Genomic DNA, 23,533 nt, shown 5'->3' on the forward strand with positions numbered 1-23,533 from the left:
AAGGAACGGACGCTTCCTTCGGATTCCCTTCCGGGCCTCCTCCGGGCGCTTCCCTTCGGTGTTTCCAACCTTACCAGACTCTCACCGGCCGTTTCACCGACCAGATCCGAACCCGAGGGAGACTGGAATCCCCTTCACGCTTTCCGGTATTCACCTCGCGGCTTCAACCTTTCGGCGCTTCCCGACACTATCAGAACCCCGCCTCCAGCCGTCTCCGACCGAAACCGCAATCCCAACCCTCCGCCGGGACGGAGGACCCACCACCGCAGACACCACAGAAACAAAGACTTTCCGTCGCGCACTGCCCGGTGAGACCGCCACGCTAGTGGACAATCCCCAGCGACTCAAAACCGAGCCACCCGAACCCATTCCGGAGAAACCGAAAGAGACCCTCACGGGAATCGAACCAGTAGATGTGGAGGCCGCCCGAAGCGGCAGAGACGCCACCAGCAGAACCAGACAGCTCCGCGGCAACCCGGAGTACATTACTGATCCGGCGAACCGGTGTCAACCCCCGTCTACTGCGGCACCCGAGGCCTCGACGACAGCGGGCGCTGGACTCAGTCGAGGTGGGCCGAGACACGGTCGAGCAGACGGGTCAGCAGATCGCCGAGCTGGCCGCGGTCCTCGCTGGAGAGGTCCTGGAGCAGGTACTCCTCGAAGGAGGAGGCCTGGCGCATGACCTGCAACCACTTCTCGCGGCCCTCGTCGGTCAGGCCGATGATCACCCGGACCCTGTTCTCCTCGTCGCGCTCCCGCGTGACGAGCCCCGCGGCGACCATGCGGTCGATGCGGTGCGTCATGGCCGCGGGCGTCAGCCCGAGTTGCTTCGCGATGGTGCCGGGCCAGAGCTGGTAGGGCCGGCCCACCATCACCAGCGCCTTCAGTACCTCCCACTCGGCACTGTTGAGCCCCAGGGTCGCGAGCTGGCGTCCGTAGGCGACGCTCATGCGCCGGTCGAGACGACTGAGGGCGCTGACCACCTTCTCCACTTGCGGGTCCAGGTCGCGGTACTCGCGCTGGTAGATCGCGATCTGCTCGTCGAGTGACGGCTGCCGGTCTGACATGGGCCGGAGTATCCCACGGCAACACGTTGGCATCGAAGACTTGCGATGTGTACTCTTTAGCTTCGAAGTCTTCAGCTCTCAGCTCTCGTGGTGTGTCGCTGACGGCTGCCCCAAACCAACGACGCCTCCTCGACGGGGCGTCGTCCCCCTGCAACGACCTAGGTAGGTGAGTGTGACCACCGCGATGGGCGCGACCTTGCGCCGGATCCAGCTCGGAAACGCATTGAGCGCGTTCGGAAGCGGCTTCACCGTCCCGTATCTGTTCATCTACGTGGCGCAGGTGCGTGAACTCGGGCCCAGCACGGCCGGAGCCGTGCTGGCGGCCTTCGCCGCTGCGGCGCTCGTCGTGCTGCCGTTCACCGGCCGGGTGATCGACGGGCACGGTCCGATGCCGGTCGCGCTCTTCGGCAGTGCCGCCGCGTCCGTCGGTGCGCTCGGCTTCGGCATGTCCAGCAGTGCACCGCTCGTCATGGTTTCCGCGGCCGTCATGGGCGGCGGTATAGCCGTGCTGCAGCCGTCCCTGGCGACGATGATCGTCTGGTGCTCGACGACGGCCACCCGGTCACGTGCCTTCGCGACGCAGTTCTTCCTCAACAACCTCGGGCTGGGCCTCGGCGGCCTGCTCGGCGGGCAACTGGTGGACGAGCACCGGGCGAGCAGCTTCACCCTGCTGTTCAGTGTCGAGGCGGTCATGTTCGTGGTGCTGGCCGGTGTGCTGCTCACCGTTCGTCTGCCGCGCGCCTCGGGCGTCGGCGAATCCATGCCGACGGAGGCCGGCGAGTCCGGTGGCGGCTGGCGCGCGATGCTCTCGCACCGGGCCATGGTCCTGCTCTGCGTGCTCGGCTTCGTCCTGTTCTTCACCTGCTACGGCCAGTTCGAGTCCGGTCTTGCCGCTTACGGCGTCGAGGTCACCGGGGTGTCGACGTCCACGCTCGGCTTCGCCCTGTTCGCCAACACGGCGATGATCGTCCTGGCTCAGTTCGTGGTCCTGCGCATGGTCGAGGGCAGGCGGCGCAGCCGGGTCATCGCGCTGGTCGGCCTGATCTGGATGGTGGCCTGGGTGGCTGCGGGCGTCTCCGGACTGGTTCCGCACGCCCAGGCGGTGGCGACGGCCCTGCTGATCTCGACCTACGCGCTCTTCGGGGTCGGCGAGGCCATGCTGTCGCCGACCGTCGCGCCGCTCGTTGCCGACCTGGCGCCGCCCCGCGTGATCGGCCAGTACAACTCGGCGTTCGCCCTGGTCAAACAGCTCGGTGTGGCCGTCGGACCGGCGGTGGGCGGCCTGATGGCGGCGCACGGCGCCTATGCGGCCTACATCGTCATGCTGGTGCTCTGCTCGGTCGGCGTCAGCGTGCTCGCGCTGATGCTGGGACGTCGACTCACGCCTGCGCAGGACAACCCGCAGCTGCGCACCCCGTCCCCGGTGGTTCACAAGCAGGCCGTGGCAGCGGTCTGACACAACCCGCCGTCGCCGGTCCGGTCGCCGTCGGGGGACGAGCGGGCTCAGGTGTGCGGCAGGGCGAACTCGCACCAGACCGCCTTGCCGCCGCCCGGTGTGCGTCGGCAGCCCCACGAGGAGGCGATGGTGGCGACGATGGAGATACCGCGGCCCGACTCGTCGGCGGGTTCGGCCCTTCGACGCCGGGGCAGGTGGTCGTCCCCGTCGGTGACCTCGACGATCAGCCGCCGGTCGGTGCGGCGCAGCCGCAGGCGCATCGGGGGCGTGCCGTGCTGGAGCGAGTTCGCCACCAGTTCGCTGGCGGCCAGCACGCCCAGGTCGCGCAACTCGGCCGGGAAGCGCCAGGACGTCAGCACCCCGATGGCGAAGGCCCGCGCCCGGGGCGCCGCCTCCACCCCGCCGAGCAGGTCGAGCGCCGCGTTGTGGAACAGCTCCGCGTCGTGACCGGTGCGTGCCGGGTGCTGGAGGACCAGTACGGCCACGTCGTCGTCGTGTTCGGCGGTGATGCCCAGCGCGCGCTGGAGCCGGCCGCAGATGATGTCGGGAGCGCCCGTTGCCCCGGCGAAGGCCCGCTCCAGCGTCTCGACGCCCTCGTCGATGTCGGCGTCGCGGCGCTCGACGAGTCCGTCGGTGTAGAGCACCGCCGTGGCGCCCTCCCCGAACGGCACCGAGCCCGAGGTGTGCAGCCAGCCCCCCGTGCCCAGCGGCGGCCCGGTCGGCTCGTCCGCCCGGTGCACGGTGCCGTCGGCGTTGCGCACCAGGATGGGCAGGTGCCCCGCGGAGGAGTAGATCAGCCGGCCCTCGTTGGGATCGTGCACGGCGTAGACGCAGGTGGCGATCTGGCTGGCGTCGATCTCGGCGGCCAGACCGTCCAGCAGTTGCAGTACCTCGTGCGGCGGCAGGTCGAGGCGGGCGTAGGCCCGGACCGCCGTGCGCAGCTGCCCCATCACTGCGGCGGCCCGTACGCCGCGGCCCATGACGTCACCGATGACCAGGGCCGTACGGCCGGCGCCGAGCGTGATCACGTCGTACCAGTCGCCGCCGACGGCGGCCTCGGTGCCGCCGGGCTGGTAGGTGGCGGCCACCCGCAGGTCGTCGGGCTGTTCCAGTTCCTGCGGCAGCAGGCTGCGCTGGAGGGTGACGGCTGCCTCCCGCTGCCGGGCCTCGCTGGCCCGCAGGCGCTCGGCCGACTCGATCTGGTCCGTCACGTCCGTGGCGAACACGAGCACGCCCCGGTCGTGCCGGTCGCCGGCCACCATGTTCTCCCGGAGTCCGGCAGCCCGGGAGGTGCCCTCGCTGTCGCCCGGCGTGGCGGCTCCGGCGGTGTCGGTCCGGCTGTCGGCGAGGTCGATCGGAGTGCAGGTGAAGGTGTAGTGGCTGGCCTTGGCCCCGCCCGGCACCCGGCGGGCCTTGACCGTGCGGGGTTTGCCGCTGCGCAGCACCTGCTCCATCAGAGGCAGCAGGCCCAGCTCCACGAGTTCCGGCAGCGCCTCCTTCGCCGGCGTGCCGAGGCTGCGCGGGCCGAACGCCTGGGCGTAGGCGTCGTTGACGTAGGCGATCCGGTGTTCCGGGCCCCGTACGACGGCCACCAGAGCGGGGACCTGGCCGAGCAGCCGGTGCACCGACAGCCCGTCCAGTCCTGCCTGCCCTGCGGCCTGTCCGAGCGCGGCGCGGGCGGGGTCCTGCAACTCACCGCGGGCGGACGGCACCTCCCAGCCGGGGGTCCCGGGCCCGGTGGCCGCGGACTCGGCGGTCCGCCCGGCCCGCGCGGCAGCGGTGCGTCGCTGCGTGCCTGGCAGGCGGGCGCTCCAGCGCGTGAAGTTCACTGCGGTTCAGATCCGATTCTGCCGGGAGTCAGGGAAGGGGGGTGAGGGGTGATCGTGACTCATTGCTGACGGGAGTGCACCCATGGTCACATGCCCAGTGTGGCCGATGGGACTGACATACGTCAGCGCTGCGGAGGACGGTGCCCGTCCCCGGCGGCCATTTCGAACTCCGCCCGGGGGTGCTCCAGGGAGCCGAGCGAGACGATCTCTCTCTTGAAGAACCCGGCGAGGGCCCATTCGGCGAGCACCCGGGACTTGCGGTTGAGGGTGGGCACTCTGCTGAGGTGGTAGACGCGGTGCATGAGCCAGGCAGGGTAGCCCTTCAACTTGCGCCCGTACACACGGGCGACCCCTTTGTGCAGGCCAAGGGAGGCGACGGATCCCGCATACGAGTGCTGGTAGGTGCTCAGCGGTTCACCGCGCAGGGTGGCCGCGACGTTGTCGCCGAGCACGCGGGCCTGACGCACGGCGTGCTGGGCGTTTGGGGCGCACTCCTGACCGGGCTGGTCGGCCGTCAGGTCGGGCACGGCGGCGGCGTCACCGGCTGCCCAGGCGTGTTCGGTGCCCTCGATCTGGAGGGTTGCGGTGCCGCGCAGGCGCCCGCGCGCGGTCAGCGGAAGGTCGCTCGCGGCGATGATCGGGTGCGGCTTCACGCCGGCGGTCCACACCAGCGTGCGGCAGGGGTGGCGTGCGCCGTCACTGAGCACGGCGACCCGGTTCTCGCAGCTCTCCAGCCGGGTGTCCAGCCGCACGTCGATGTTCCGCCCGCGCAGTTCCCGGACGGCGTACTTGCCCATCTCTTCGCCGACTTCGGGCAGGATGCGGTCACTGGCCTCGACGAGGATCCACTTCTGCTCCTCGGGCCGCAGGTTGTGGTAGTACCGGCAGGCGTAACGAGCCATGTCCTCGAGTTCGGCCAGCGCCTCGACACCCGCGTAGCCGCCGCCGACGAAGACGAAGGTGAGCGCGGCGTCGCGGATCTCGGGGTTGCGGGTGGAGGAGGCGATGTCGAGCTGCTCCAGCACGTGGTTGCGCAGCCCGATGGCCTCCTCGACCGTCTTGAAGCCGATGCCGAACTCGGCGAGACCGGGCACCGGCAGGGTGCGGGAGACCGAACCGGGAGCCAGTACCAGTTCGTCGTACTGGACGGTGAGCGGGCCGCCACCCTCGTCCTTGGTGGCGATGGTCTCGACGGTGGCGGTCCGCCGGGCGTGGTCGATGGCGGTGGCCTCGCCGACCAGGATCCGGCACTGGGGGAGCACGCGCCGCAGCGGCACCACGACGTGCCGGGGCGAGATGGAGCCCGCTGCCGCTTCGGGCAGGAAGGGCTGGTACGTCATGTAGGGCTCTGGGCTGACCACGACGATCTCCACCCCGCCGCGCCCCTCCCGGGCTGCCTTCAGCTCCTGCTTGAGCTTCTTCTGGAGTCGCAGAGCGGTGTACATCCCCACATATCCGCCGCCGACCACCAGAACGCGCGCTGTTTCCTTCGCCACCTTCGACCCCTGTCCGTGCGTCACCTGTCCATGACGCACCGCCGGGACGCCGTTTGTCCACAGGTCCCAGGAATTGTGTGACTGGAGGAAGCAAGGACTCCGGATCCGGCAACGGGACGAAGGGATGCGAGAATGCACAGGTCAGGAGGGTTCTGACGGGATTGGATCAGGTGCCCAAAGGGGGCAGATCAGGGTTGTACTCCGATCGGGGGCAGTCCGCCAGGAACCAGCCCCCTTCTCTCCCGACGACCGCTCAACTATGTTCGTAGTCGGCCGGTGGCGGGGCGTGGCCCCGTGGTCCGGCCGTATGACGGGGAGTCTCCGGGGGGAGACAGTGATTACCGGGGGAACGACTATGCGTATTCAAGGTGTTCAGGGTGTTCATTCCCTTCAGGACACGCACGGGGTGACCGAGGCCGTCTCATCGGACGGCGGGGGCGGAAGCGGGCGGTCGACGCCGCTGCGCATCGACGCCCAGCGCAATCTGGAGCACGTGCTGCGCGCGGCGCGTGAGGTGTTCGGCGAGCTGGGCTACGGCGCGCCCATGGAGGACGTGGCCCGTCGGGCGCGGGTGGGGGTGGGCACGGTCTACCGCCGCTTCCCCAGCAAGGAGGTCCTGGTCCGGCGGATAGCGGAGGAGGAGACGGCCCGGCTGACCGGCCAGGCCCATGCCGCGCTCAGCCAGGAGCGTGACCCCTGGTCGGCTCTGGCGCGCTTCCTGCGGACGTCGGTGGCCTCGGGCGCGGGGCGGTTGCTGCCACCGCGAGTGCTGAGGGCCGGTTCGGGCAGCGGCGCTGCCAGCACGCCCGCCTCCGCCGTGCGGGTGCCGCACCAGCGGCAGCCTGGCGAGGGCAGCGGCACAACGCCTGAGCTGTGGCTCGTGGCGGACGGCGCCGGGTCGGCGCTGGTTGATGACGTCTCATCGGTCAGCTCCGGCTCATCGGTCAGCTCCGCGGCACCTGTCAGCTCCGCCGCACCGGACGTCTCGGTGCTGTCGGGCACCGACGCCGAGGAGGCGCCGCTCGCCTCGCAGGAGGAGCCGCACGAGGGCGAGGGCGTCGCCGAACTCCTGGCCGTGGTCAGCCATCTGGTCGACCGCGCCCGTGAGTCGGGAGCGCTGCGGACCGACGTGACAGTGGCGGACGTCCTGCTTGTCATAGCCACCACTGCTCCTTCGCTGCCGGATGCCGAGCAGCAGGCGGAGGCGTCCGGCAGGCTGCTCGACATCCTGCTGGAAGGGCTGCGGTCGCGGGAGAACCGCTGAGGGAGTCGTCCCGCCCGGTCCGACGGCGTGACCGGGCGGCGTCGGCCGGAGGCGTGTCCGGGAGGCGCTGTCCGGGCACCTCTGGCCGGGCGGGCGACAGCAGGGACAGGCAGCCGGGGCGAGTGGCTGATCCCAGCGGCTCGCGGGAAGGCCGGCCGGTGACCTGAGTCAAGGCCCTGACCTGAGACGAGGCGGCCCCTGACGGTGCGGTGCTCGGGTACTGCGTCCCAGGTGCGGAGTGAGGGTGCGGAGTGAGGGTGTTGCGTTCCGGTTCTACTCCTTGGTCCGGGCCCTGCTCCGGGCACCTGGCGCAGTGACCCGAACGGGTGATACTTCAGGGCTTGCGGGGCGAAACCCACTCGGACGAGTGGTTGCGTTGCAGGGCCGGCGCTCACGCACCGACCTTGTGGGAGTCTTTCCCGGTGTTTGACTGCCACGGGGTCTACGGGAGCTTCCGCTATGGGTGTTGAGGGGCGGGACGAACCGCGCGGGGGCGAGAGTCCGCAGGAGTCGGGCGGGGCGACCGCTCCCAAGGTTCCCGGGCAGGCCGACCGGGCGGGCAAGGGGGCGGCACCGGCGTCCGCAGAGCGCTCCGCCCCGGGCGAGCCGCCTCGGTCAGTGCCCGTGCAGCGCTCCCGGGGCGCGACTGCTCAGGAGGACGGAGAGGCACCCGGAAGCGTCTTCCGGGGTCCCCGCGGATCCGTGGCGCCGCCCTCGGAGGGCCGGTCGGACGGCGACACCGGGGCGGAGGACCCGCCCGTCGGTGACACCGAGTTGGTGTCACGCATGCGCGGCGGGGACACCGCCGCCTATGACGAGCTGTACCGACGGCACGCCGAGGCGGTCCGGCGGTACGCCCGGACCTGCTGCCGGGACGCGGACACCGCCGACGACCTCACCAACGAGGTGTTCGCACGGACCCTGCAGGCCGTGCACAGCGGCAAGGGGCCACAGACGGCGGTACGCGCCTACCTGCTGACGGCGGTCCGGCACACCGCGGCTGCGTGGGGCCGGACGGCCAGGCGGGAGCATCTGGTGGAGGACTTCGCCCTCTTCGCCGGTTCGGCCGTCGCCTCGCAGGCCAGCGAGGCGGACACGCTCGATCTGGGTGCGGACGTGCGCGCCATGCACGAGGCCGAGCAGTCCATGGTCGTCCAGGCGTTCCGCACGCTGCCGGAACGCTGGCAGACGGTGCTGTGGCACACCACCGTCGAGGACGCCTCACCGCAGGACGTGGCTCCGATCCTGGGGCTGACCGCCAACGCCACCGCGGTGCTCGCCCACCGGGCCAGGGAGGGGCTGAAGCAGGCGTACCTCCAGGCACATGTCAGCCAGTCGCTGACCTCGGGCGGTGACTGCGCGCGCTACGCGGACCGGCTCGGTGCCTTCGCCCGCGGCGGTCTGCGCGTGCGGGCCGAGCGGGGCCTGCGCAAGCACCTGGAGGAGTGCTCCAGGTGCCGGGTGGCGGCCATGGAGGTCAAGGACGTCAACGAGCGGCTGCGCCTGCTGCTTCCGGTGGCGGTCATCGGCTGGTTCGCCGCGACCTACTCGGTCAAGGCGGCGGGCATCGTCGGCGGGGTGGGAGCGGCCGGTGTCGGTGGTTCCGCGGCGGCCGCGGGCGGCAAGGCCGGCGCCGGCGGAGCGGCGTCCGAAGGGCTGGGCGCGCCCGCGAAGGCGGGCATCGCGGCGAGCGCGGTCACCGCTGCCGCGGCGGCGGTGGCGCTCGTACTGGCGCTGGCGGGCAATCCGCAGCAGGAGGAGCCGCCGCCCCCGCAGGCCAAGCCGTCCGCCGTGCCGGTCGAACCGGCGCCGCAGGACCCGCCGGTGGAGGAGTCCGCGCCGGAGCCACCCCCGCTCGTGCCGGCCCCCGAGCCCGAGGCGCGCGCTGCGGCGCCGGCTGCCGAGGACCCGGCGCCAGCCCCGCGGCCGGAACCCGAGCCGGAGCCGCGCCCTGCCGACCCGGCTCCCGTGCCGCCCCCGGCACCCGCCCCCGCGCCGCCGTCCTCACCGCCCGCCCCCAGTCCGGCCCCGACGCCCACTCCGGCACCCACTCCCCCGCCGGTACCGCCGCCTCCCGCACCGGCCCCGGCGGGCTACCAGATCAACCAGCTGCGCTGGGACGTGCTGGGCGCCTCCGACGAGCCGGCCGTGCGGGTGGCCGAGAGCTCGTGGCTGTGGCAGCGGTCGGGTCTGCGGATCGGTGGTCGCCAGTACGGCCACGGGGTCACGGTGCACGCCCCCTCGTCCGTGACCATCGACCTCAACCGGCAGTGCGAGTCGTACTCGGCGGTCGCCGGCGTCGACGACCTGACCATGGGGCTGGGCGCCGTGCGCTTCGCCGTGCACGGTGACGGTGTCCTGCTCTGGCAGTCGCAGGTGGTCAGGGGCGGCGACCAGGCGGTACCGGTGAACGTGCCGCTGGCGGGCGTCAGGACGATGCGCCTGGTCGTGACCCCGGAGTCGCCGCTGGGGGCCGCGGCGCTGGCCGACTGGGCCGAGTCCGTGATCCGCTGCCGCTGACGGAGGAAGCGGGCACCGGGAGCGGGCGCGGGAGCCCGGCGCCCGTCAGCGACCGGTGCCCGACGGCGCGTGCCGCCAGCCCGTCAGATCGCGGGGCGGGGCGGCACGCCTGCGGCCACGGCGCGCTGGCGGGGTGCGGAGGAACCCGTCCAGCAGGTGCCGCGGCGCTGCAGCAGGCGGCGCAACCACAGCTCGGTGGAGACCAGTTCGGCGATGCCGTCCAGGGGCAGCGCCTCCCCCTGGGCCGCCGAGCGCAGTGCCTTGCGCACCACCCGCGCCTCCACCAGCCCGGCGTCGGCGAGCAGCGGCGCGTCGAAGAGGTCCAGCAGCTCGCCCACGGATGTGCGCAGTCCGGCGCGGACCGCGGCGAGGTGGGCGACGTGCGAGGTGGCGCCCCAGCCGGGTGGCAGGTCGTGGATCCCGGCGCCGGCCAGCACCGTCCGCAGCACCGACGCCCGGGCGCCGGGTCGTACCCGCAGGGCCTCGGGCAGTTCCAGGGCGGCGCGTACCACCTGGTTGTCGAGGAAGGGGGCGTGCAGGCGCTGGTTGCGGATCTCCGCGGCCTGCTCCATCACCCGGTAGTCGGCGGCCTGCCGTGCGAGGGCGGCGCGGGCCCGCTGGACGCCGGGGCGGGGGCCGAAGCCGGAGCCGGAGCGGATGGCGGCGGTCTCCAGCCGAACCGATACTTCGGCCAGAGCCTCACCGGTCAACCAGCGCGCTGCCGGGCCCGGGCGGCACCAGGTGAGCGCGGCGAGTGAGGCGTCGAGTGGGCTCTCGGCGAGACCGTCGGTGGCGAAGTCCCGGTCGCGCAGGCGGCGGGCGGTGTCGGTGACACCTTCGCGCTGCGAGGTGCGGGCCAGGCGGCGGGCGGCACGGTAGACGGTCAGCGGCACCAGGACGGAGTTGCGGCGGGGGCCCTCGGCGACGGCGAGGGCGGCTGCGGGGCGCAGGAGCTGGCGTCTGCGGCGGTCCATGAGCAGGTCCGCGAGACGCGCGGGGTGGGCGTCCAGCACCTGGCGGGCCCCGTACCCGATGAGGTGGTCGGCGCTGCCGGCCGCGAGGCGTCTGCGGTGGCGTTCGGCGAGGACGAGGGACGGTCCTGGCTCGTCGGTGAGCGTGTCGTCGTCGAGGTCGGCGTAGGGCAGTGCGTCCTCGCCTGCGGTCACCACGACGTGGTGCAGCCGCGGGTTGTCGGCGACGGCGCGGGCCCGTTCGAGTTCGGCGACGCGCCCGGAGTCGCCGTTGCCGGTGAGGTCGTTGAAGGTGACGGCGAGCAGCCGCTGCCCGGCGTGGGTGCCGGGGGCGCCGTAGACGGTGCCGGGCACGCCGGGCAGTCCGGCGGCGAGCAGCGCGAGTGTGGCGGAGGCGGAGCCGCCGGAGAGGTCGGCGCCGATGCCGGGGGCGGGCCCGCCGCGGCGGGCGGCGGGGCCGAGGCCGGGGATGGGCCCCGGGTCGAGGCCGTCGGCTCCCGGCATGCCGGGGCCTTCGGGGACGTGGCGGGGCGCGGCGAGGCGGACCCGGACGGCTTCGATGAGGGCGTCGCGCACGCCGTCGACGGCCTTCTCGGCTTCGAGCGGCGGGGCGGCGACCACGGTGGGCACGGCCGGCTCGTAGCTGGTGATCTCCCGGGTGCCGCCCTCGCGCAGGATCAGGGCGTGGCCGGGTGGGACGCGGTGGACTCCGCGGTAGGGCGTGGTGTCGCCCATCGCTTCGGGTGCTTCGGGGGCGGCGAGCAGCGCGCCGAGGTGGCCGACGTCGAGTTGCGCCTCGATGAGGTCGGCGAGCGGCAGGGCGGCGGTGGCGTAGGCGGTGCCGCCGGCCCAGGGGGTGTGGAAGACGGGGCGGGCGCCGGCGAGGTCGGTGGCCAGTGCCACGCGGCGGCCGATGCGGGCGACGGCGGTGTAGGAACCCGGCCAGGCGGTGAGGTGGCGCAGGGCTCCGCCGCGGGCGGCGAACAGGGCGACGCGCAGCTGGTCGTCGCTGGCGCCGCAGCAGCCGAAGACGGCGAGCCGGGTGCCCGGGTCGGCTTCGATGACGCGGACCTCGTCGGGCCGCCAGTCGCCGACGGCCCACAGCGGGTCGGGGTCGCCCCACAACTGCTGGGCACCGACAGGGTGCAGGTTCCGGCCGGAGACCTGGGCACTTCCCGCTGCGGTGCTGCTCCATCCCACCAACCACCGCATCGACGCCGCCTCCGCCCGTCACTCCTCGCCCGCAACCGCCGTTACGGATTGCTCCCGATGCTCTTCGGGCCCATGCTGCCACGAGACCGGCGTGGGAGAGGCGCGAAGGGGGCGCGTAGATGGGTGTGTTCATGCCGAGCGGGGTGGAAGTGGCCGTCACTGAAACAGCGACATTCAGCCAACTTCCAGCCGTGCGGGGGTTCGTGGCGGAGCGTCTGCGGGTCCCGGAGCGGCGGTGCGGCAACGGGCGGCGGACGTCGGCGGTTTGGCGGGCCGGGGCGTCACGGAACGTGCACGACGGTCCGGGAGGCGCTGTCGCCTCCCGGACCGGGCCACCGCTCGCGGGGATTGGAGCGGTGGCATTCCCCCAGCCCACTGGTTCCAGTTCAGTGGGCCGACCCACGCATCTCCCAGGTAAACGTGTGTCGGCGGCCTTGCACAGAGCGCACGGACAGGCGCACGGCCACACGACCGGGGCACGTGATCCGGCCGCCGCGCGGCGCGCTCGCGCTGGTCGCCGCGCGCCGTTCGGGGTCGCGCGGCCGCCGGGGCACGCAGACGAATCCCGCCATCCCCGAAGCCGCCCCTTAACGGTAGGGATGCGGCGAACTACGCTGGGTTCACGAATGCCCCGAGCATGTTCCGCATGCGGCGGGGCGGCCGTCGGTGTGTGTCAGGGGTGCGCATGTCCAGGGAGCCACGAGGGCCGAACGAGAAGCTGGGAACTGTTCTCGCGCTGGCGGGAATCAGCAACGCCGGACTCGCCCGGAGGGTCAATGACCTGGGCGCACAGCGCGGTCTGACGCTGCGGTACGACAAGACGTCTGTCGCCCGGTGGGTCTCCAAGGGCATGGTGCCGCAGGGCGCCGCGCCACATCTGATCGCCGCGGCGATCGGCAGCAAGCTGGGCCGCCCGGTTCCGCTGCACGAGATCGGCCTGGCCGACGCCGACCCGGCCCCGGAGATCGGGCTCGCCTTCCCCCGGGATGTCGGTGCGGCTGTGAAGGCCGCAACGGATCTGTACCGGCTGGATCTCGCCGGTCGCCGGGGCAACGGCAGCATCTGGCACTCCTTGGCCGGATCCTTCGCGGTGAGCGCATATGCAACGCCCGCGTCGCGCTGGCTGATAACCCCCGCGGACAGCTCGGTGGCACGTGCGGCGGACGACGACGCCGCGGGTGCCGCGTCGGGCGGTCCGCTGCGGGTGGGCCACAGCGACGTCTCCAAGCTGCGCGAGGCCGCCGCCGAGGCGCGGCGCTGGGACTCCAAGTACGGCGGCGGCGACTGGCGTTCGTCGATGGTGCCGGAGTGCCTGCGGGTCGACGCCGCGCCGCTGCTGCTGGGGTCCTACTCGGACGAGGTGGGCCGGGCGCTGTTCGGCGCGACCGCCGAACTGACCCGGCTGGCCGGCTGGATGGCCTTCGACACCGGCCAGCAGGAGGCCGCGCAGCGCTACTACATCCAGGCGCTGCGCCTGGCCAGGGCAGCCGCCGACGTCCCGCTGGGCGGCTACGTGCTGGCGTCGATGTCGCTCCAGGCCACGTACCGGGGCTTCGCCGACGAGGGCGTGGATCTGGCGCAGGCCGCGCTGGAACGCAACCGCGGCGTGGCCACGGCGCGGGTGATGAGCTTCTTCCACCTGGTCGAGGCGCGTGCCCAGGCCAAGGCGAACGACTCGGTGGCCTGCGGTACCGCGCTGTCCGCGGCCGAGGGGTGGCTGGAGCGCTCCCGGGAGGGTGATCCCGACCCGTCGTGGCTGGGCTTCTACAACTACGACCGGCTCGCTGCGGACGCCGCCGAGTGCTACCGGGACCTCAAGGCCCCGCGGCAGGTGCGCCGCTTCACGCAGCAGGCGCTGTCCCGGCCGACGGAGGAGTTCGTACGCTCGCACGGGCTGCGTCTGGTGGTGTCGGCGGTGGCCGAGCTGGAGTCCGGCAACCTGGACGCGGCCTGCGCGGCCGGGGCGCTCGCGGTGGAGGTCGCGGGGCGCATCTCCTCGGCCCGCACCACCGAGTACGTGCGCGACCTGCTGAACCGCCTGGAGCCGTACGGCGACGATCCGCAGGTGGTGGAGCTGCGGGAGAGGGCCAGGCCGCTGCTCGTCACCCCGGCGTGAGTCGGCCGGCCGGCCCCCGCGCCTCGGCTCCCGCGCGCCTCCGGCCGACGGTACGCGCGGGCGACAGACGGGTGGGGGCGGACGGGCAGGCGGCGGTGGGCGTGTGGCGGCGGGCGGGCGGCAGGATGTCAGTGGCCTCGCTCATGATGGGTGTGTGGTGTCAGTGAGCAGCGGGGAGCAGAGCCGGGCCGGCGGGCGGAAGGGCCGGGTGTACGACTGCGACGTCCTGGTGGTGGGCGGCGGCATCGTCGGCCTGTCGACGGCGTACGCCCTGACCCGGGCCCGGCCCGGGTTGCGGGTCATCGTCCTGGAGAAGGAGGCCGGGCCCGCCCGGCACCAGACGGGCCGCAACAGCGGCGTGATCCACAGCGGCGTCTACTACCGTCCCGGGTCGTACAAGGCCCGGTTCGCCGTGCAGGGCGCGGCGGAGATGGTGAAGTTCTGCACCGAGCACGGCGTGCCGCACCGCGTCACCGGCAAGCTCGTCGTGGCGACGCACCGCGCGGAGCTGCCCCGGCTGCACACGCTCGCGCAGCGAGGCCGGCAGAACGGCATCCCGATCAGGGAGCTGGGCCCGTGCCAGATCACCGAGTACGAACCGGCGGTGCGCGGTCTGGCCGCGCTGCACGTCGGCACCACCGGCGTGTGCGACTTCGCCGCCGTCGCGGCGCGGCTGGCGGAGCTGGCCGCCGACGCGGGGGCGGAGATCCGCTACGGCTCCGCGGTGGCCGCGATCGACCGCCGCCCGGGGCTCGGCGTGGCCGTGCGCACCGCGGACGGCCGGGTGCTGCGGGCCCGCGCGCTCGCCAACTGCGCGGGGCTGCACTGCGACCGCGTGGCCCGGCTGGCCGGCGATCACCCGCCCGCCCGGATCGTGCCGTTCCGCGGGGAGTACCACGCGCTGGCCCCCGAGCGGGCCGCGCTGGTGCGGGGGCTGGTCTACCCGGTGCCGGACCCGGCGTTCCCGTTCCTGGGCGTGCACCTCACGCGGGGCGTGGACGGCCATGTGCACGTCGGCCCCAACGCGGTCCCGGCGACGGCCCGGGAGGGCTACGACCGCCGCACACTGGACGCGGCCGAGTTCGCCGGCACGCTCGCCTGGCCGGGCACCTGGCGGATCGCCGCCCGGCACTGGCGGTACGGCGCCGGCGAGGTGCACCGCTCGCTGTCCCGCCGGGCGTTCACCGCCGCCGTGCGGCGGCTGCTGCCGGAGGTCACCGAGGAGGACCTCCGTCCGTCCCCGGCCGGGGTGCGGGCGCAGGCGGTGCTGCGCGACGGCACCCTGGTGGACGACTTCCTGATCACCGAGGGCCCGCACACCGTGCACGTGCTGAACGCGCCCTCGCCCGCCGCGACGGCCTCGCTGCCCATCGGCCGGGAGGTGGCCGGCCGGGTGCTGCGCGGTCTGTGACGCGGGAGCACCCGGGCGGGCCCGGGGCGGGCCTCCCGGGTGTCGGGGCCACCGTAGAATCGTTGGCACTGTGTCCGAGAGAATCCCCATGTTCGCCCCCGGTGCCGGCCCGACGGCCGACCCCGCCGGGGCGCACCACCACCGCCGCATCCGCAGCTTCCAGCCGCGCCGCAGCCGCGTCACGCATGCCCAGCGCGAGGCGCTGCTGCGGCTGTGGCCGGCCTGGGGTCTGGACGTCGACGGCAGCCGTGTGCTGGACCTCGACGAGCTGTTCGACACCCTGCCGCCCGGCGCTCCCAAGGTGGTCGAGGTCGGTTTCGGCATGGGTGAGGCCACCGTGCAGATGGCCGCCGACGACCCGGCCACCGGCATCCTGGCCGTGGACGTGCACACTCCGGGGCAGGGCAGCCTGATGCGCCTGGCGGAGCAGCGCGGCCTGGACAACGTGCGGGTCGCCAACGGGGACGCGGTGATCCTGCTGCGCGAGATGCTGCGGCCCGACTCGCTCGCCGGTCTGCGGGTGTTCTTCCCCGACCCGTGGCCCAAGACGCGCCACCACAAGCGCCGCATCATCCAGCCCGAGTTCCTGGACGTGGCGGCGTCCCGCCTCGCGCCGGGCGCCGTGGTGCACTGCGCGACCGACTGGGAGCCGTACGCGGAGCGCATGCTCGAAGTGCTGACCGCCCACCCGGCGTTCGAGAACACGCGGCCTGACGGCGGCTTCGCCCCGCGCCCCGGCTTCCGCCCGATGACCCGCTTCGAGGGGCAGGGCCTGCGCAAGGGCCACGCCGTGCACGACCTGCTGTTCCGCAGGCTGCCCCACCCGCCCGCCGACGGCTGACGCACGCCGCCCGGCTGCGGGCCGGTGCCCCGCGCCGCGGCCCGTCGGCCCCGTAAGGTCTACGGGTGCGTCCATATGTCCCGGGGCCCTCCCCCGAGCACCGATTCGGTGCCCGGCACGGCACGACCGGCCCGAACGAGCAGTCCGACCGCACGGCCTGGTTCCCGGCGATGCCGGCAGAGCGCGCCCAGTGGCGTTACGCGCCGCGCCGCGCGCCCTGGTGGCACCGGCGGGCGCTGCGGGTCGGTGCGATGGCGCTGCTGCTCGCCGTCTGCGGACTCACCGTCCTGGCCATCGTGCGGGAGGAGACCGGCACCGAGGGCTTTGCCATCGGCCTGCTGCTGTCGGTCCTGCCGGTGCCGCTGCTGATAGCCGCCTTCCGCTGGATCGACAGCGTCGAGCCGACCCCGTGGCGGAACCTGGTCTTCGCCTTCGCCTGGGGGGCGTGCGCGGCGACGCTGGTGGCCGTCGTGGCGAACGGTTTCGCCACCGAGTGGCTGGCGGCGTCGGTCATCGCCGGTGGGGACGTGGACACCGTCAGCGCGACTCTGGTGGCGCCCGTGGTGGAGGAGCTCGCGAAGGCTGCGGCGATCCTGCTGCTGTTCCTCTACCGGCGGCGGGCCTTCGAGGGGGTGGTGGCCGGCATCGTCATCGCGGGCATCACCGCGACGGGCTTCGCCTTCACCGAGAACGTGCTGTACCTGGGCAGCGCCTACGACGAGGACCAGATGCTCGGTTCGAGCGGGTTCGCCTCCACCACCGCTGCGACCTTCTTCATCCGCATCGTCATGTCGCCGTTCGCCCACCCCCTCTTCACCGCGATGACCGGCATCGGGTTCGGCGTCGCCGCCGCGCTGCCGCGCCACCGCCGGGGGCTGCGGATCGCGTTGCCGCTGCTGGGGCTGCTGACGTCGATGGTGCTGCACGCGCTGTGGAACGGCTCCGCGTCGCTGACCGGACTGCACTTCCTCGCCGTCTACGCGCTGTTCATGATCCCCGTATTCGCCACCCTGACCTGGCTGGCGGTCTGGTCCCGGCAGCGGGACCTGCGCACCGTGCGGGCGACGCTGCCGGCCTACACGGCGCAGGGCTGGATGGCGGAGCCGGAACCGTGGGCGCTGGGCTCCATGCGCGCTCGCGCCCTGGCCCGCAGGCTGGCCCGCCGGACGCACGGCGCGGCGGGCGCGCAGACCGTCTCCGAGTACCACGCGGCGGCCACCTCGCTGGCCCTGCTGCGGGCCCGCGCCGAGCGCGGCGCCACCGTGGCGGACTTCACCGCACGGGAGCAGGAGCTGCTGTACCACCTGCTGACCCGGCGCGACGTCGCCGGTCCCGCCACCGCGTCGGCGGCGCTGGCCCACGCCCGCCCGCACGTACCGCCCCGCTGGCACCCCTACGGCGCCCCGCCGCAGCACGCCTCTCCGCCGCAGCACGCCGCGCCACCCCCGTACGCCGCCCCGCGCCACGTGCCGCCCCCCGCGTACGCCCCGCCATCCCCGCGGCCGGCCCCAGCCCGGTACCCAGCACCACCCCAGGGCCCACCGCCGCCCCCGCCGGCGACGTGACCCCCGGGCGGGCCGGGACGGAAGAGGACGACGGGACGGACGGGAACGACGGGGACGGCGGGGTGCGGTGCGAGTAGCCGGGGTGGCTGCCGGGAAGCACGATGGAGTCACGGGGTGCGCCCCCGGGCACCGGCCCGGACCGGGAGCCCCGGCCGCTCTCGCCACTCCGGCCGCTGCGGCAACGCCCGGAGCGGGTGGTCCGCCGCTACCGAAGGAGTCCTGATGGCCGACGGCACGTCTGACGACGCCCTGCTGTCGCTGCTCGCCGAGCGCGACCTGGGGGTGCTGGTGACGCTGAAGCGGGACGGGCGGCCCCAGCTGTCGAACGTCAACCACAGCTTCGACCCGGCAGGCCGCACCCTGCGGGTGTCGGTGACCGACGGCCGGGCGAAGGTCCGCAACCTGCGCCGTGACGCCCGCGCGAGCTACCACGTCACCTCGCCCGACGGGTGGGCGTGGACGGTGGCCGAGGGCACGGCGGAGCTGACGCCGCTGACCGAGGACCCGCAGGACGCCACCGCGGACGAGCTGGTGGCCCTCTACCGGGCGATCCGCGGCGAGCACCCCGACTGGGACGAGTACCGCGCGGCGATGGTCGCGGACCGGCGGCTGGTGCTGCGGCTGGCCGTGGAGCGCGTCTACGGGCAGCCCCGCCGGTGAGTGGCGAACCGGGGGACGGCACACTCGCGGCGCTCGGCTTCGCCGGGGCGCCGCTGGTGGAACCGCTGCGGTACCCGGGGCGGGTCGCGGAGCAGCCGGTCCTGCTGAGCGGCGGACGGCTGCGGCCGTTGCGGGGCTTCCCGGTGACGGGCCGGGTGCCGGTGCTGGCGGTGGGCTCGAACGGTTCGCCCGCCCAGCTGCACCACAAGCTGACCGGGGCGGGCGTCACTGACACCGTGCCGCTGGCGCCGGTACGCGTCGAGGGGCTGGCGGTGGCCCTGTCGGGGCACGTGAGCCGGGCGGGCTACGTGGCGGCCACCCCGTACCGGGCCCCCGGGGAGGCGGTGGCTCTGGTGCTGACCTGGCTGACGCCGGAGCAGCTGGCCGTGGTGGACGTCAGCGAGAGCGTGAACTACCGCCGGGTGGCACTGCCACCGGCCGACTTCCCGGTGCTGCTGCCGGACGGCACACCGACGGCGCAGGGCGGTGCCCAGCTCTACGTCAGCCTGCGCGGGGTGCTCACCGACCCGGCCGGGCGGCCCCGGCCGCGCGGCCCCCAGGAAGCGGTGCTGTCGGCGCTGCTGGCCGACTCGGCCCGGCTGCGCGTGCTCTTCGGGCCGACTCCGCGGACGTGGATGGCGGCGGTGCGGGACGACCCGTCGCTCCCGGCCCGCGGCACCGCCGTCTTCCGCTCGGAGGGGTGGGTGCGGGAGTCCGGCGGGCTGCTGGACCTGCTGCCGCCGGGGCAGCCGGCCGACGCCGGCCCGTCGGCGGGGTCCGAGGCGCCGCAGCCCGCTCGGAGCACAGCAGCCCGGCACGTGCCGCGTCGCTGACCCGCCGCCGGTCACCCGTGGGCGCGGTCGTACTCCAGGACCGCGCAGCCGTTTTCGAAGGTCCGGCAGTGCGTCAGGGCGAAGCGGGTGGGCCGGAAGGCGGTGGCGAAGGACGGGATGCCGCTGCCCGCCACCACCGGGTACTTCTTGACGACCAGGCGGTCGATCTCCGGCAGCAGCGCACCCGCGAGCTGTCCGCCTCCCGCCAGGTAGATGCCGAACGGCGAGTCCTCGGCCTTCAGTTCACGTACGGCGGCCACCGGGTCGGTGCGCACCAGGGTGACCTGCTCGTCGGGCGACTTCTCGAGGCTGCGGCTCACCACGTACTGCCGCAGGTGGCTGTAGGGGCTGGTGATGCCCTCGCGGAGGGCCGGTTCGTAGGTGCCACGGCCCATGATGACGGTGTCGAACTCCTTGACCGGCCGGTCGCCGACACCCAGTGCGCGGCGGATGTGGCTGGGCAGGACGTCGGGGAAGTCCTCGACCATGCTGCCGGTGTGGTCGTCGGAGAGCGGAAGGAAGTCCACCTCCTCGTTCGGTCCGGCGATGAAGCCGTCGAGCGTGAGGCCGATGTAGTACGTCAGGCGTCGCATGCACACTCCCTGCAAGAGGTGATCAGTGAACCGGGGAGAACCACTACGATCAGAGTGCTACACCTGTAGTGGTTGTGCAAGGCGTTTTCCACACCCCGGGCACCCGCCCCCGAGCACCCGAGCACGACACACCAGCACCGCACACCAGTCCCGCACACCAGCACGGACACAGACCCGGGAGAGACGCATGGCACGCAATCCGGAACGCCGGACGGCACTGCTCGACGCGGCCATCGACGTGCTGGCGGCGGCGGGGGCGAGGGGCCTGACGTTCCGCGCGGTCGACCAGCAGGCCGGTGTGCCGGTCGGCACCGCGTCCAACTACTTCGCGGATCGTGAGGAGTTGCTGCGCCAGGCCGGGCGGTACATCTTCGTCCGGCTCGCCCCCGACCCGGGGGAAGTGGCCGAGCGCCTGGCCTCGGCCCCCACTCGCAGCCTGGAGGTCGTGCTGATGCAGGACATCGTCAGGCGGGCGCAGCGCGACCGCGCCGGGTACCTGGCGATGCTGGAGCTGCGACTGGAGGCCACCCGCAGGCCGGAGTTGCAGGCATCGCTGACCGACTACCACCGCGCCAACCTGGAGGAGATCGTCGGCCACCACACCGCCGGCGGTTTCCCCGGGGACCGCACCACGCCGGTTCTGCTCTACCTGGCCATGACCGGCCTGATCGTGGAGCACCTCACGCTGCCGGAGATGCTGTCCACCACAACGGGCGCGCTGGACGACCTCGTTGAGGACATCGTGACCAGCATCGTGCCCGAGCGGTGAGCTGGCCGTGCGGCGGGCGCGCACCGGCGGCGGGGCGCCGCGGCCGGTGCGGTCGGCCCCGACGGGCACGGGTGCGGGCAAGGACGCGGTCGGTGCACAAGAACACCGGCGGCCCTGGTGCCGGGGGGTGGTGCACCAGGGCCGCCGGCCGGGAGGGTTCGCCGCCGCCCCTCCCCTCCTGGGACCGGCCCGGGGCCGGCAGGTGCGGGGCGGCGGCGAGGTGCGCGGCGGCAGCGGAGTGCGCCGGCCGAGCGCAGCGAAGCGGGCCGTCCGGGGACGGCCCGCTCGGCGGATGTCAGACGCTGAGGCCCTTGCCGCGCAGCCAGGCGAGCGGGTCGATCGGGTCGCCGCCGCCGGGCCGGACCTCCAGGTGGAGGTGGGGGCCGGAGGAGTTGCCGGTCGATCCGACGTTGCCGATCACGTCGCCGGTGGTGACCGTGCCGCTGGTCTTGGTCATCGACGACAGGTGGGAGTACCAGACCTCGGTGCCGTCGTTCAGCTCCAGAATGATCCGGTAGCCGTAGGAGCCGGCCCAGCCGGCCTCCTTGATGGTGCCGGCGTGCACGGCCTTGACCGGGGTGCCGGTCGGCGCGGCGAAGTCCTGGCCGGTGTGGTTGTTGGACCACATGGAACCGGAGTCGCCGAAGCTGGAGGTGAGCTGATAGGACGCCAGCGGCATGCTGAAGGTGGCGGCGAGCTTCCGCAGCCGCTCCTCCTCCGCCTTGCGCTTGCGCTCCTCCTCGGCCTTGCGCTTGCGCTCCTCCTCCGCCTTGCGCTCCTGCTCGGCGGTCTTGGCGGCGTTCTCCGCGGCCTTCGCGGCTGCCGCCTTGGCGAGCGCGTCGCGTTCCTGCTGGTCGGCGGCGGCCTGCTGCTGGTCGGCCTGCTGGAGGATGCGGGCCCGCAGCGCCTCGCCCGCGTCGGTCTGGCCGGCGTCGGCATCGCTCTGGGTCAGGCCGACCTGGGTGAACGGCGCGGACACGGTGGTGGTGTCCGACTCAGCGGTGTCGGCGGCGAGGGTGTCCACGCCGGGAAGGTTGTCGGTGAGAGAGCCGAGATCCGGCAGCGACACGGGAAGCCGCGGCTTGTCCTGCGCGGTGGCGATGCCGCCGGCGCCGATCGCAGCGACCATGCCGACGCCCAGGACCGCGCTGCTGCGGGCCATGCCTCGCTGCTTGGCGACGCGGTGGCGTCCTCGCACGGAACGGGTGGACTCCTCGGTGGGGTTCCACTCGTCCCAGGAGTCTCCGGCGACGGGACCGTAGGCGGTGACCTCGGCCGGCGGGGCCTCGGTGGCAGACCTGCTTGACGCCACGGGGGCGCTCTCCTTTCCTTCCTCTGGCCTACCGGGTTAGCTGACGGGTTCGGAGCAGGAAGGTCTCCTACCGGCGTCTCCTGGCGAGGAGGCGCCCGATTCACCCCAAAATGGTGGTTCCCCGGTTCCTTTTGTGCAGGTGTTACTGGCGGTGATGCACTGATGGGATTCGGCCATGGCGCACGGTGTCGCCTCTTGCGACGACAGTGACGACCGCGCTGCGTTATCGAACGTTAATAGACCTGGAGGTCAGATTCCAAGTCTTCGGGGAATAAGGCGCCTTCATTGCCGGGACGTTCGTCACGCCCAGGCAGCAAGCGGGCATTTCCCCACCGGCACCCGATGCCTCGTCAGTCGATGTTCATCAAACTGTTATCCACAGGGGTGCGAAGCGCTTACCCACAGTGACATCGGAGGGGGGTTCGGCGACGGCGTCATTCGCGGCGGACGACGGCGAGCAGCGCCATGTCGTCGGTGGACCGCCCGCCGCTGTGCTCGCCGACGTCGGCCAGCAGACCGTCCAGCAGGGCCTGCGGCCCGTGCCGCTGCCAGCCTGCCCGGCGGATGCGCGGCGCCGGATCGTAGAACTCGCCCCGGGCGTCCCGGGCTTCGGTGAGCCCGTCGGTGTGCATCAGCAGCGTGGCGCCCACCGGGAAGGGCACCTCGCACGGCTTCGGCCGGGCGGCGTCGGTGCCGCCGAGCTGCAGCAGGCCCAGCGGAAGGGCGTGCTCGGCGGGGTCCAGCAGGCGGACGGTGCCGTCCGGCAGCAGGAGCAGCGGGGACGGATGGCCGCAGTTGACCAGACGCAGCATGCCCCGGTCGTCGACCTCGACGAGCACGGCCGTGGTGAAGCCCTCGATCCGGTCGAACCGCGGTCCCCGGCCGACCTCGCGGGTGAGCGCCCGGTCCAGTCGGCCGGCGAGCTGGTGCAGGCCCGCCTCCTGCTCCGCGGCCTCCCGGAACGCGCCGATGACCACGGCGACGGTCTCCACCGCGTCCAGCCCCTTGCCGCGCACGTCGCCGATGATCAGGCGGATGCCGTACGGGGTCTCCTGGACGGCGTAGAGGTCACCGCCGATGCGGGCGTCGGCCTGAGCCGCCTGGTAGCGCGCCGCCACGTCGAGCATCGACACCTGTGCCGGCGGCACCGGCAGCACCGCCATCTGGGCGACCTCCGCCACACTCCGCGCCCAGGCGAGCCGCTGGTTGCCGCGCCGCACGACCCGGTTGATGCCGACGGCCAGCACGGCGACGGTGCCCACCGTCGCCGTCTGCATGACGTCCTCGGCCCAGCCGGCGCTGTCGTAGGCGACGATCAGCACGACCAGCGCGACCGTGGCCGCCACCCCGGTGAGAGCGGTGGCGCGGGCGGAGTACAGGGGCGCTGCGACGAGCGGCGCCGCGGCGAAGATGGCGGCGAAGGTGATGTCCGGCGGGGTGAGGAGCTGAATGATCACACCGAGCACCACGAGCACGGCCGGCAGCAGCCGCGCCAAGCGCCCGCTCGCCGACTCGCCCTCCCACCACCGTCGTCTGTACACCTCTCCACTCTCAGCCCACAGGGGAGAAGGGGCGACCGGGCGACGGCCGTTTGTGCCCGCGGTCCCGACGGGCGGTC

17 protein-coding genes and 1 riboswitch are annotated in these 23,533 nt (G+C 73.3%); of the genes, 10 read left to right on the forward strand and 7 right to left on the reverse strand.

Annotated elements, in window-relative coordinates:
* Positions 1–560 precede the first annotated feature (560 nt).
* Positions 561–1,067 (reverse strand): MarR family winged helix-turn-helix transcriptional regulator, encoded by a 507-nt coding sequence (locus QNO07_RS06015; protein ID WP_283990532.1) that lies wholly within the window; start codon positions 1,065–1,067, stop codon positions 561–563.
* 172 nt (positions 1,068–1,239) lie between these two features.
* On the opposite strand from QNO07_RS06015, the gene QNO07_RS06020 reads away from it, so the two are divergent.
* Positions 1,240–2,523, forward strand: a complete 1,284-nt coding sequence (locus tag QNO07_RS06020) for an MFS transporter (protein ID WP_283990881.1) — start codon at positions 1,240–1,242, stop codon at positions 2,521–2,523.
* Between the two features lie 47 nt (positions 2,524–2,570).
* Here the strand turns inward: QNO07_RS06020 and QNO07_RS06025 are convergent, their stop codons facing one another.
* Both QNO07_RS06025 and QNO07_RS06030 read right to left on the reverse strand, forming a co-directional pair.
* Positions 2,571–4,352 carry an ATP-binding SpoIIE family protein phosphatase gene (locus QNO07_RS06025; RefSeq protein WP_283990533.1) on the reverse strand — a complete coding sequence of 594 codons (1,782 nt, stop codon included), beginning with the start codon at positions 4,350–4,352 and terminating at the stop codon, positions 2,571–2,573.
* Positions 4,353–4,474: 122 nt separating this feature from the next.
* Positions 4,475–5,848 carry an NAD(P)/FAD-dependent oxidoreductase gene (locus QNO07_RS06030; protein WP_283990534.1) on the reverse strand — a complete coding sequence of 458 codons (1,374 nt, stop codon included), beginning with the start codon at positions 5,846–5,848 and terminating at the stop codon, positions 4,475–4,477.
* Positions 5,849–6,203: 355 nt separating this feature from the next.
* On the opposite strand from QNO07_RS06030, the gene QNO07_RS06035 reads away from it, so the two are divergent.
* Both QNO07_RS06035 and QNO07_RS06040 read left to right on the forward strand, forming a co-directional pair.
* Positions 6,204–7,112: a TetR family transcriptional regulator gene (locus tag QNO07_RS06035; protein ID WP_283990535.1), complete on the forward strand. Its 909-nt coding sequence runs from the start codon at positions 6,204–6,206 to the stop codon at positions 7,110–7,112.
* Positions 7,113–7,571: 459 nt separating this feature from the next.
* Positions 7,572–9,632: a sigma-70 family RNA polymerase sigma factor gene (locus QNO07_RS06040; RefSeq protein ID WP_283990536.1), complete on the forward strand. Its 2,061-nt coding sequence runs from the start codon at positions 7,572–7,574 to the stop codon at positions 9,630–9,632.
* Between the two features lie 83 nt (positions 9,633–9,715).
* Here the strand turns inward: QNO07_RS06040 and QNO07_RS06045 are convergent, their stop codons facing one another.
* The gene (locus tag QNO07_RS06045; protein ID WP_283990537.1) at positions 9,716–11,815 is read right to left on the reverse strand and encodes an asparagine synthase-related protein; all 2,100 of its coding nucleotides are present in this window, start codon (positions 11,813–11,815) and stop codon (positions 9,716–9,718) included.
* Positions 11,816–12,500: 685 nt separating this feature from the next.
* Between QNO07_RS06045 and QNO07_RS06050 the strand changes: the two genes are divergently transcribed.
* The 6 genes from QNO07_RS06050 (at position 12,501) to QNO07_RS06075 (ending at position 19,241) form a co-directional block, all read left to right on the forward strand.
* Positions 12,501–13,931 (forward strand): NsdA family TPR-like regulatory protein, encoded by a 1,431-nt coding sequence (locus QNO07_RS06050; protein ID WP_283990538.1) that lies wholly within the window; start codon positions 12,501–12,503, stop codon positions 13,929–13,931.
* A 154-nt stretch (positions 13,932–14,085) separates the two neighbouring features.
* Positions 14,086–15,342 carry an L-2-hydroxyglutarate dehydrogenase gene (lhgD, locus tag QNO07_RS06055; protein ID WP_283990539.1) on the forward strand — a complete coding sequence of 419 codons (1,257 nt, stop codon included), beginning with the start codon at positions 14,086–14,088 and terminating at the stop codon, positions 15,340–15,342.
* A gap of 88 nt (positions 15,343–15,430) precedes the next feature.
* A complete protein-coding gene (gene trmB / locus QNO07_RS06060; protein WP_283990883.1) occupies positions 15,431–16,183 on the forward strand; it encodes a tRNA (guanosine(46)-N7)-methyltransferase TrmB in 753 nt (250 codons plus the stop codon).
* 170 nt (positions 16,184–16,353) lie between these two features.
* Positions 16,354–17,748, forward strand: coding sequence for a PrsW family intramembrane metalloprotease (locus tag QNO07_RS06065; RefSeq protein ID WP_283990884.1), 1,395 nt, complete (start codon positions 16,354–16,356; stop codon positions 17,746–17,748).
* A 222-nt stretch (positions 17,749–17,970) separates the two neighbouring features.
* Positions 17,971–18,408 (forward strand): PPOX class F420-dependent oxidoreductase, encoded by a 438-nt coding sequence (locus tag QNO07_RS06070; protein ID WP_283990540.1) that lies wholly within the window; start codon positions 17,971–17,973, stop codon positions 18,406–18,408.
* Positions 18,405–19,241, forward strand: coding sequence for a hypothetical protein (locus QNO07_RS06075; RefSeq protein WP_283990541.1), 837 nt, complete (start codon positions 18,405–18,407; stop codon positions 19,239–19,241). The genes QNO07_RS06070 and QNO07_RS06075 overlap by 4 nt, the downstream gene beginning before the upstream one ends.
* 11 nt (positions 19,242–19,252) lie before the next feature.
* On the opposite strand, the gene QNO07_RS06080 is transcribed toward QNO07_RS06075, so the two are convergent.
* Complete coding sequence (locus tag QNO07_RS06080; protein ID WP_283990542.1) at positions 19,253–19,834, reverse strand: dihydrofolate reductase family protein; 582 nt, start codon at positions 19,832–19,834, stop codon at positions 19,253–19,255.
* 187 nt (positions 19,835–20,021) lie between these two features.
* Between QNO07_RS06080 and QNO07_RS06085 the strand changes: the two genes are divergently transcribed.
* Positions 20,022–20,603, forward strand: coding sequence for a TetR/AcrR family transcriptional regulator (locus QNO07_RS06085; protein ID WP_283990544.1), 582 nt, complete (start codon positions 20,022–20,024; stop codon positions 20,601–20,603).
* 295 nt (positions 20,604–20,898) lie between these two features.
* Here QNO07_RS06085 and QNO07_RS06090 read toward each other — a convergent pair whose 3' ends face one another.
* Positions 20,899–21,915: a M23 family metallopeptidase gene (locus QNO07_RS06090; protein WP_283990546.1), complete on the reverse strand. Its 1,017-nt coding sequence runs from the start codon at positions 21,913–21,915 to the stop codon at positions 20,899–20,901.
* Positions 21,916–21,925: 10 nt separating this feature from the next.
* A riboswitch (cyclic di-AMP (ydaO/yuaA leader) is annotated at positions 21,926–22,097 on the reverse strand.
* 252 nt (positions 22,098–22,349) lie between these two features.
* Positions 22,350–23,456: a PP2C family protein-serine/threonine phosphatase gene (locus QNO07_RS06095; protein WP_283990547.1), complete on the reverse strand. Its 1,107-nt coding sequence runs from the start codon at positions 23,454–23,456 to the stop codon at positions 22,350–22,352.
* Positions 23,457–23,533 lie beyond the last annotated feature (77 nt).

Source organism: Streptomyces sp. 549, assembly GCF_030124175.1.
In the GTDB taxonomy this organism is placed as follows: Bacteria; Actinomycetota; Actinomycetes; order Streptomycetales; family Streptomycetaceae; genus Streptomyces.

Bases quoted from the DNA above. Each gene is read 5' to 3' on its own strand.
- QNO07_RS06015 (WP_283990532.1), bottom strand. From the start codon at position 1,067: ATGTCAGACCGGCAGCCGTCACTCGACGAGCAGATCGCGATCTACCAG.
- QNO07_RS06035 (WP_283990535.1), top strand. From the start codon at position 6,204: ATGCGTATTCAAGGTGTTCAGGGTGTTCATTCCCTTCAGGACACGCAC.
- QNO07_RS06040 (WP_283990536.1), top strand. From the start codon at position 7,572: ATGGGTGTTGAGGGGCGGGACGAACCGCGCGGGGGCGAGAGTCCGCAG.
- QNO07_RS06045 (WP_283990537.1), bottom strand. From the start codon at position 11,815: ATGCGGTGGTTGGTGGGATGGAGCAGCACCGCAGCGGGAAGTGCCCAG.
- QNO07_RS06050 (WP_283990538.1), top strand. From the start codon at position 12,501: ATGTCCAGGGAGCCACGAGGGCCGAACGAGAAGCTGGGAACTGTTCTC.
- trmB (WP_283990883.1), top strand. From the start codon at position 15,431: ATGTTCGCCCCCGGTGCCGGCCCGACGGCCGACCCCGCCGGGGCGCAC.
- QNO07_RS06065 (WP_283990884.1), top strand. From the start codon at position 16,354: ATGCCGGCAGAGCGCGCCCAGTGGCGTTACGCGCCGCGCCGCGCGCCC.
- QNO07_RS06070 (WP_283990540.1), top strand. From the start codon at position 17,971: ATGGCCGACGGCACGTCTGACGACGCCCTGCTGTCGCTGCTCGCCGAG.
- QNO07_RS06080 (WP_283990542.1), bottom strand. From the start codon at position 19,834: ATGCGACGCCTGACGTACTACATCGGCCTCACGCTCGACGGCTTCATC.
- QNO07_RS06085 (WP_283990544.1), top strand. From the start codon at position 20,022: ATGGCACGCAATCCGGAACGCCGGACGGCACTGCTCGACGCGGCCATC.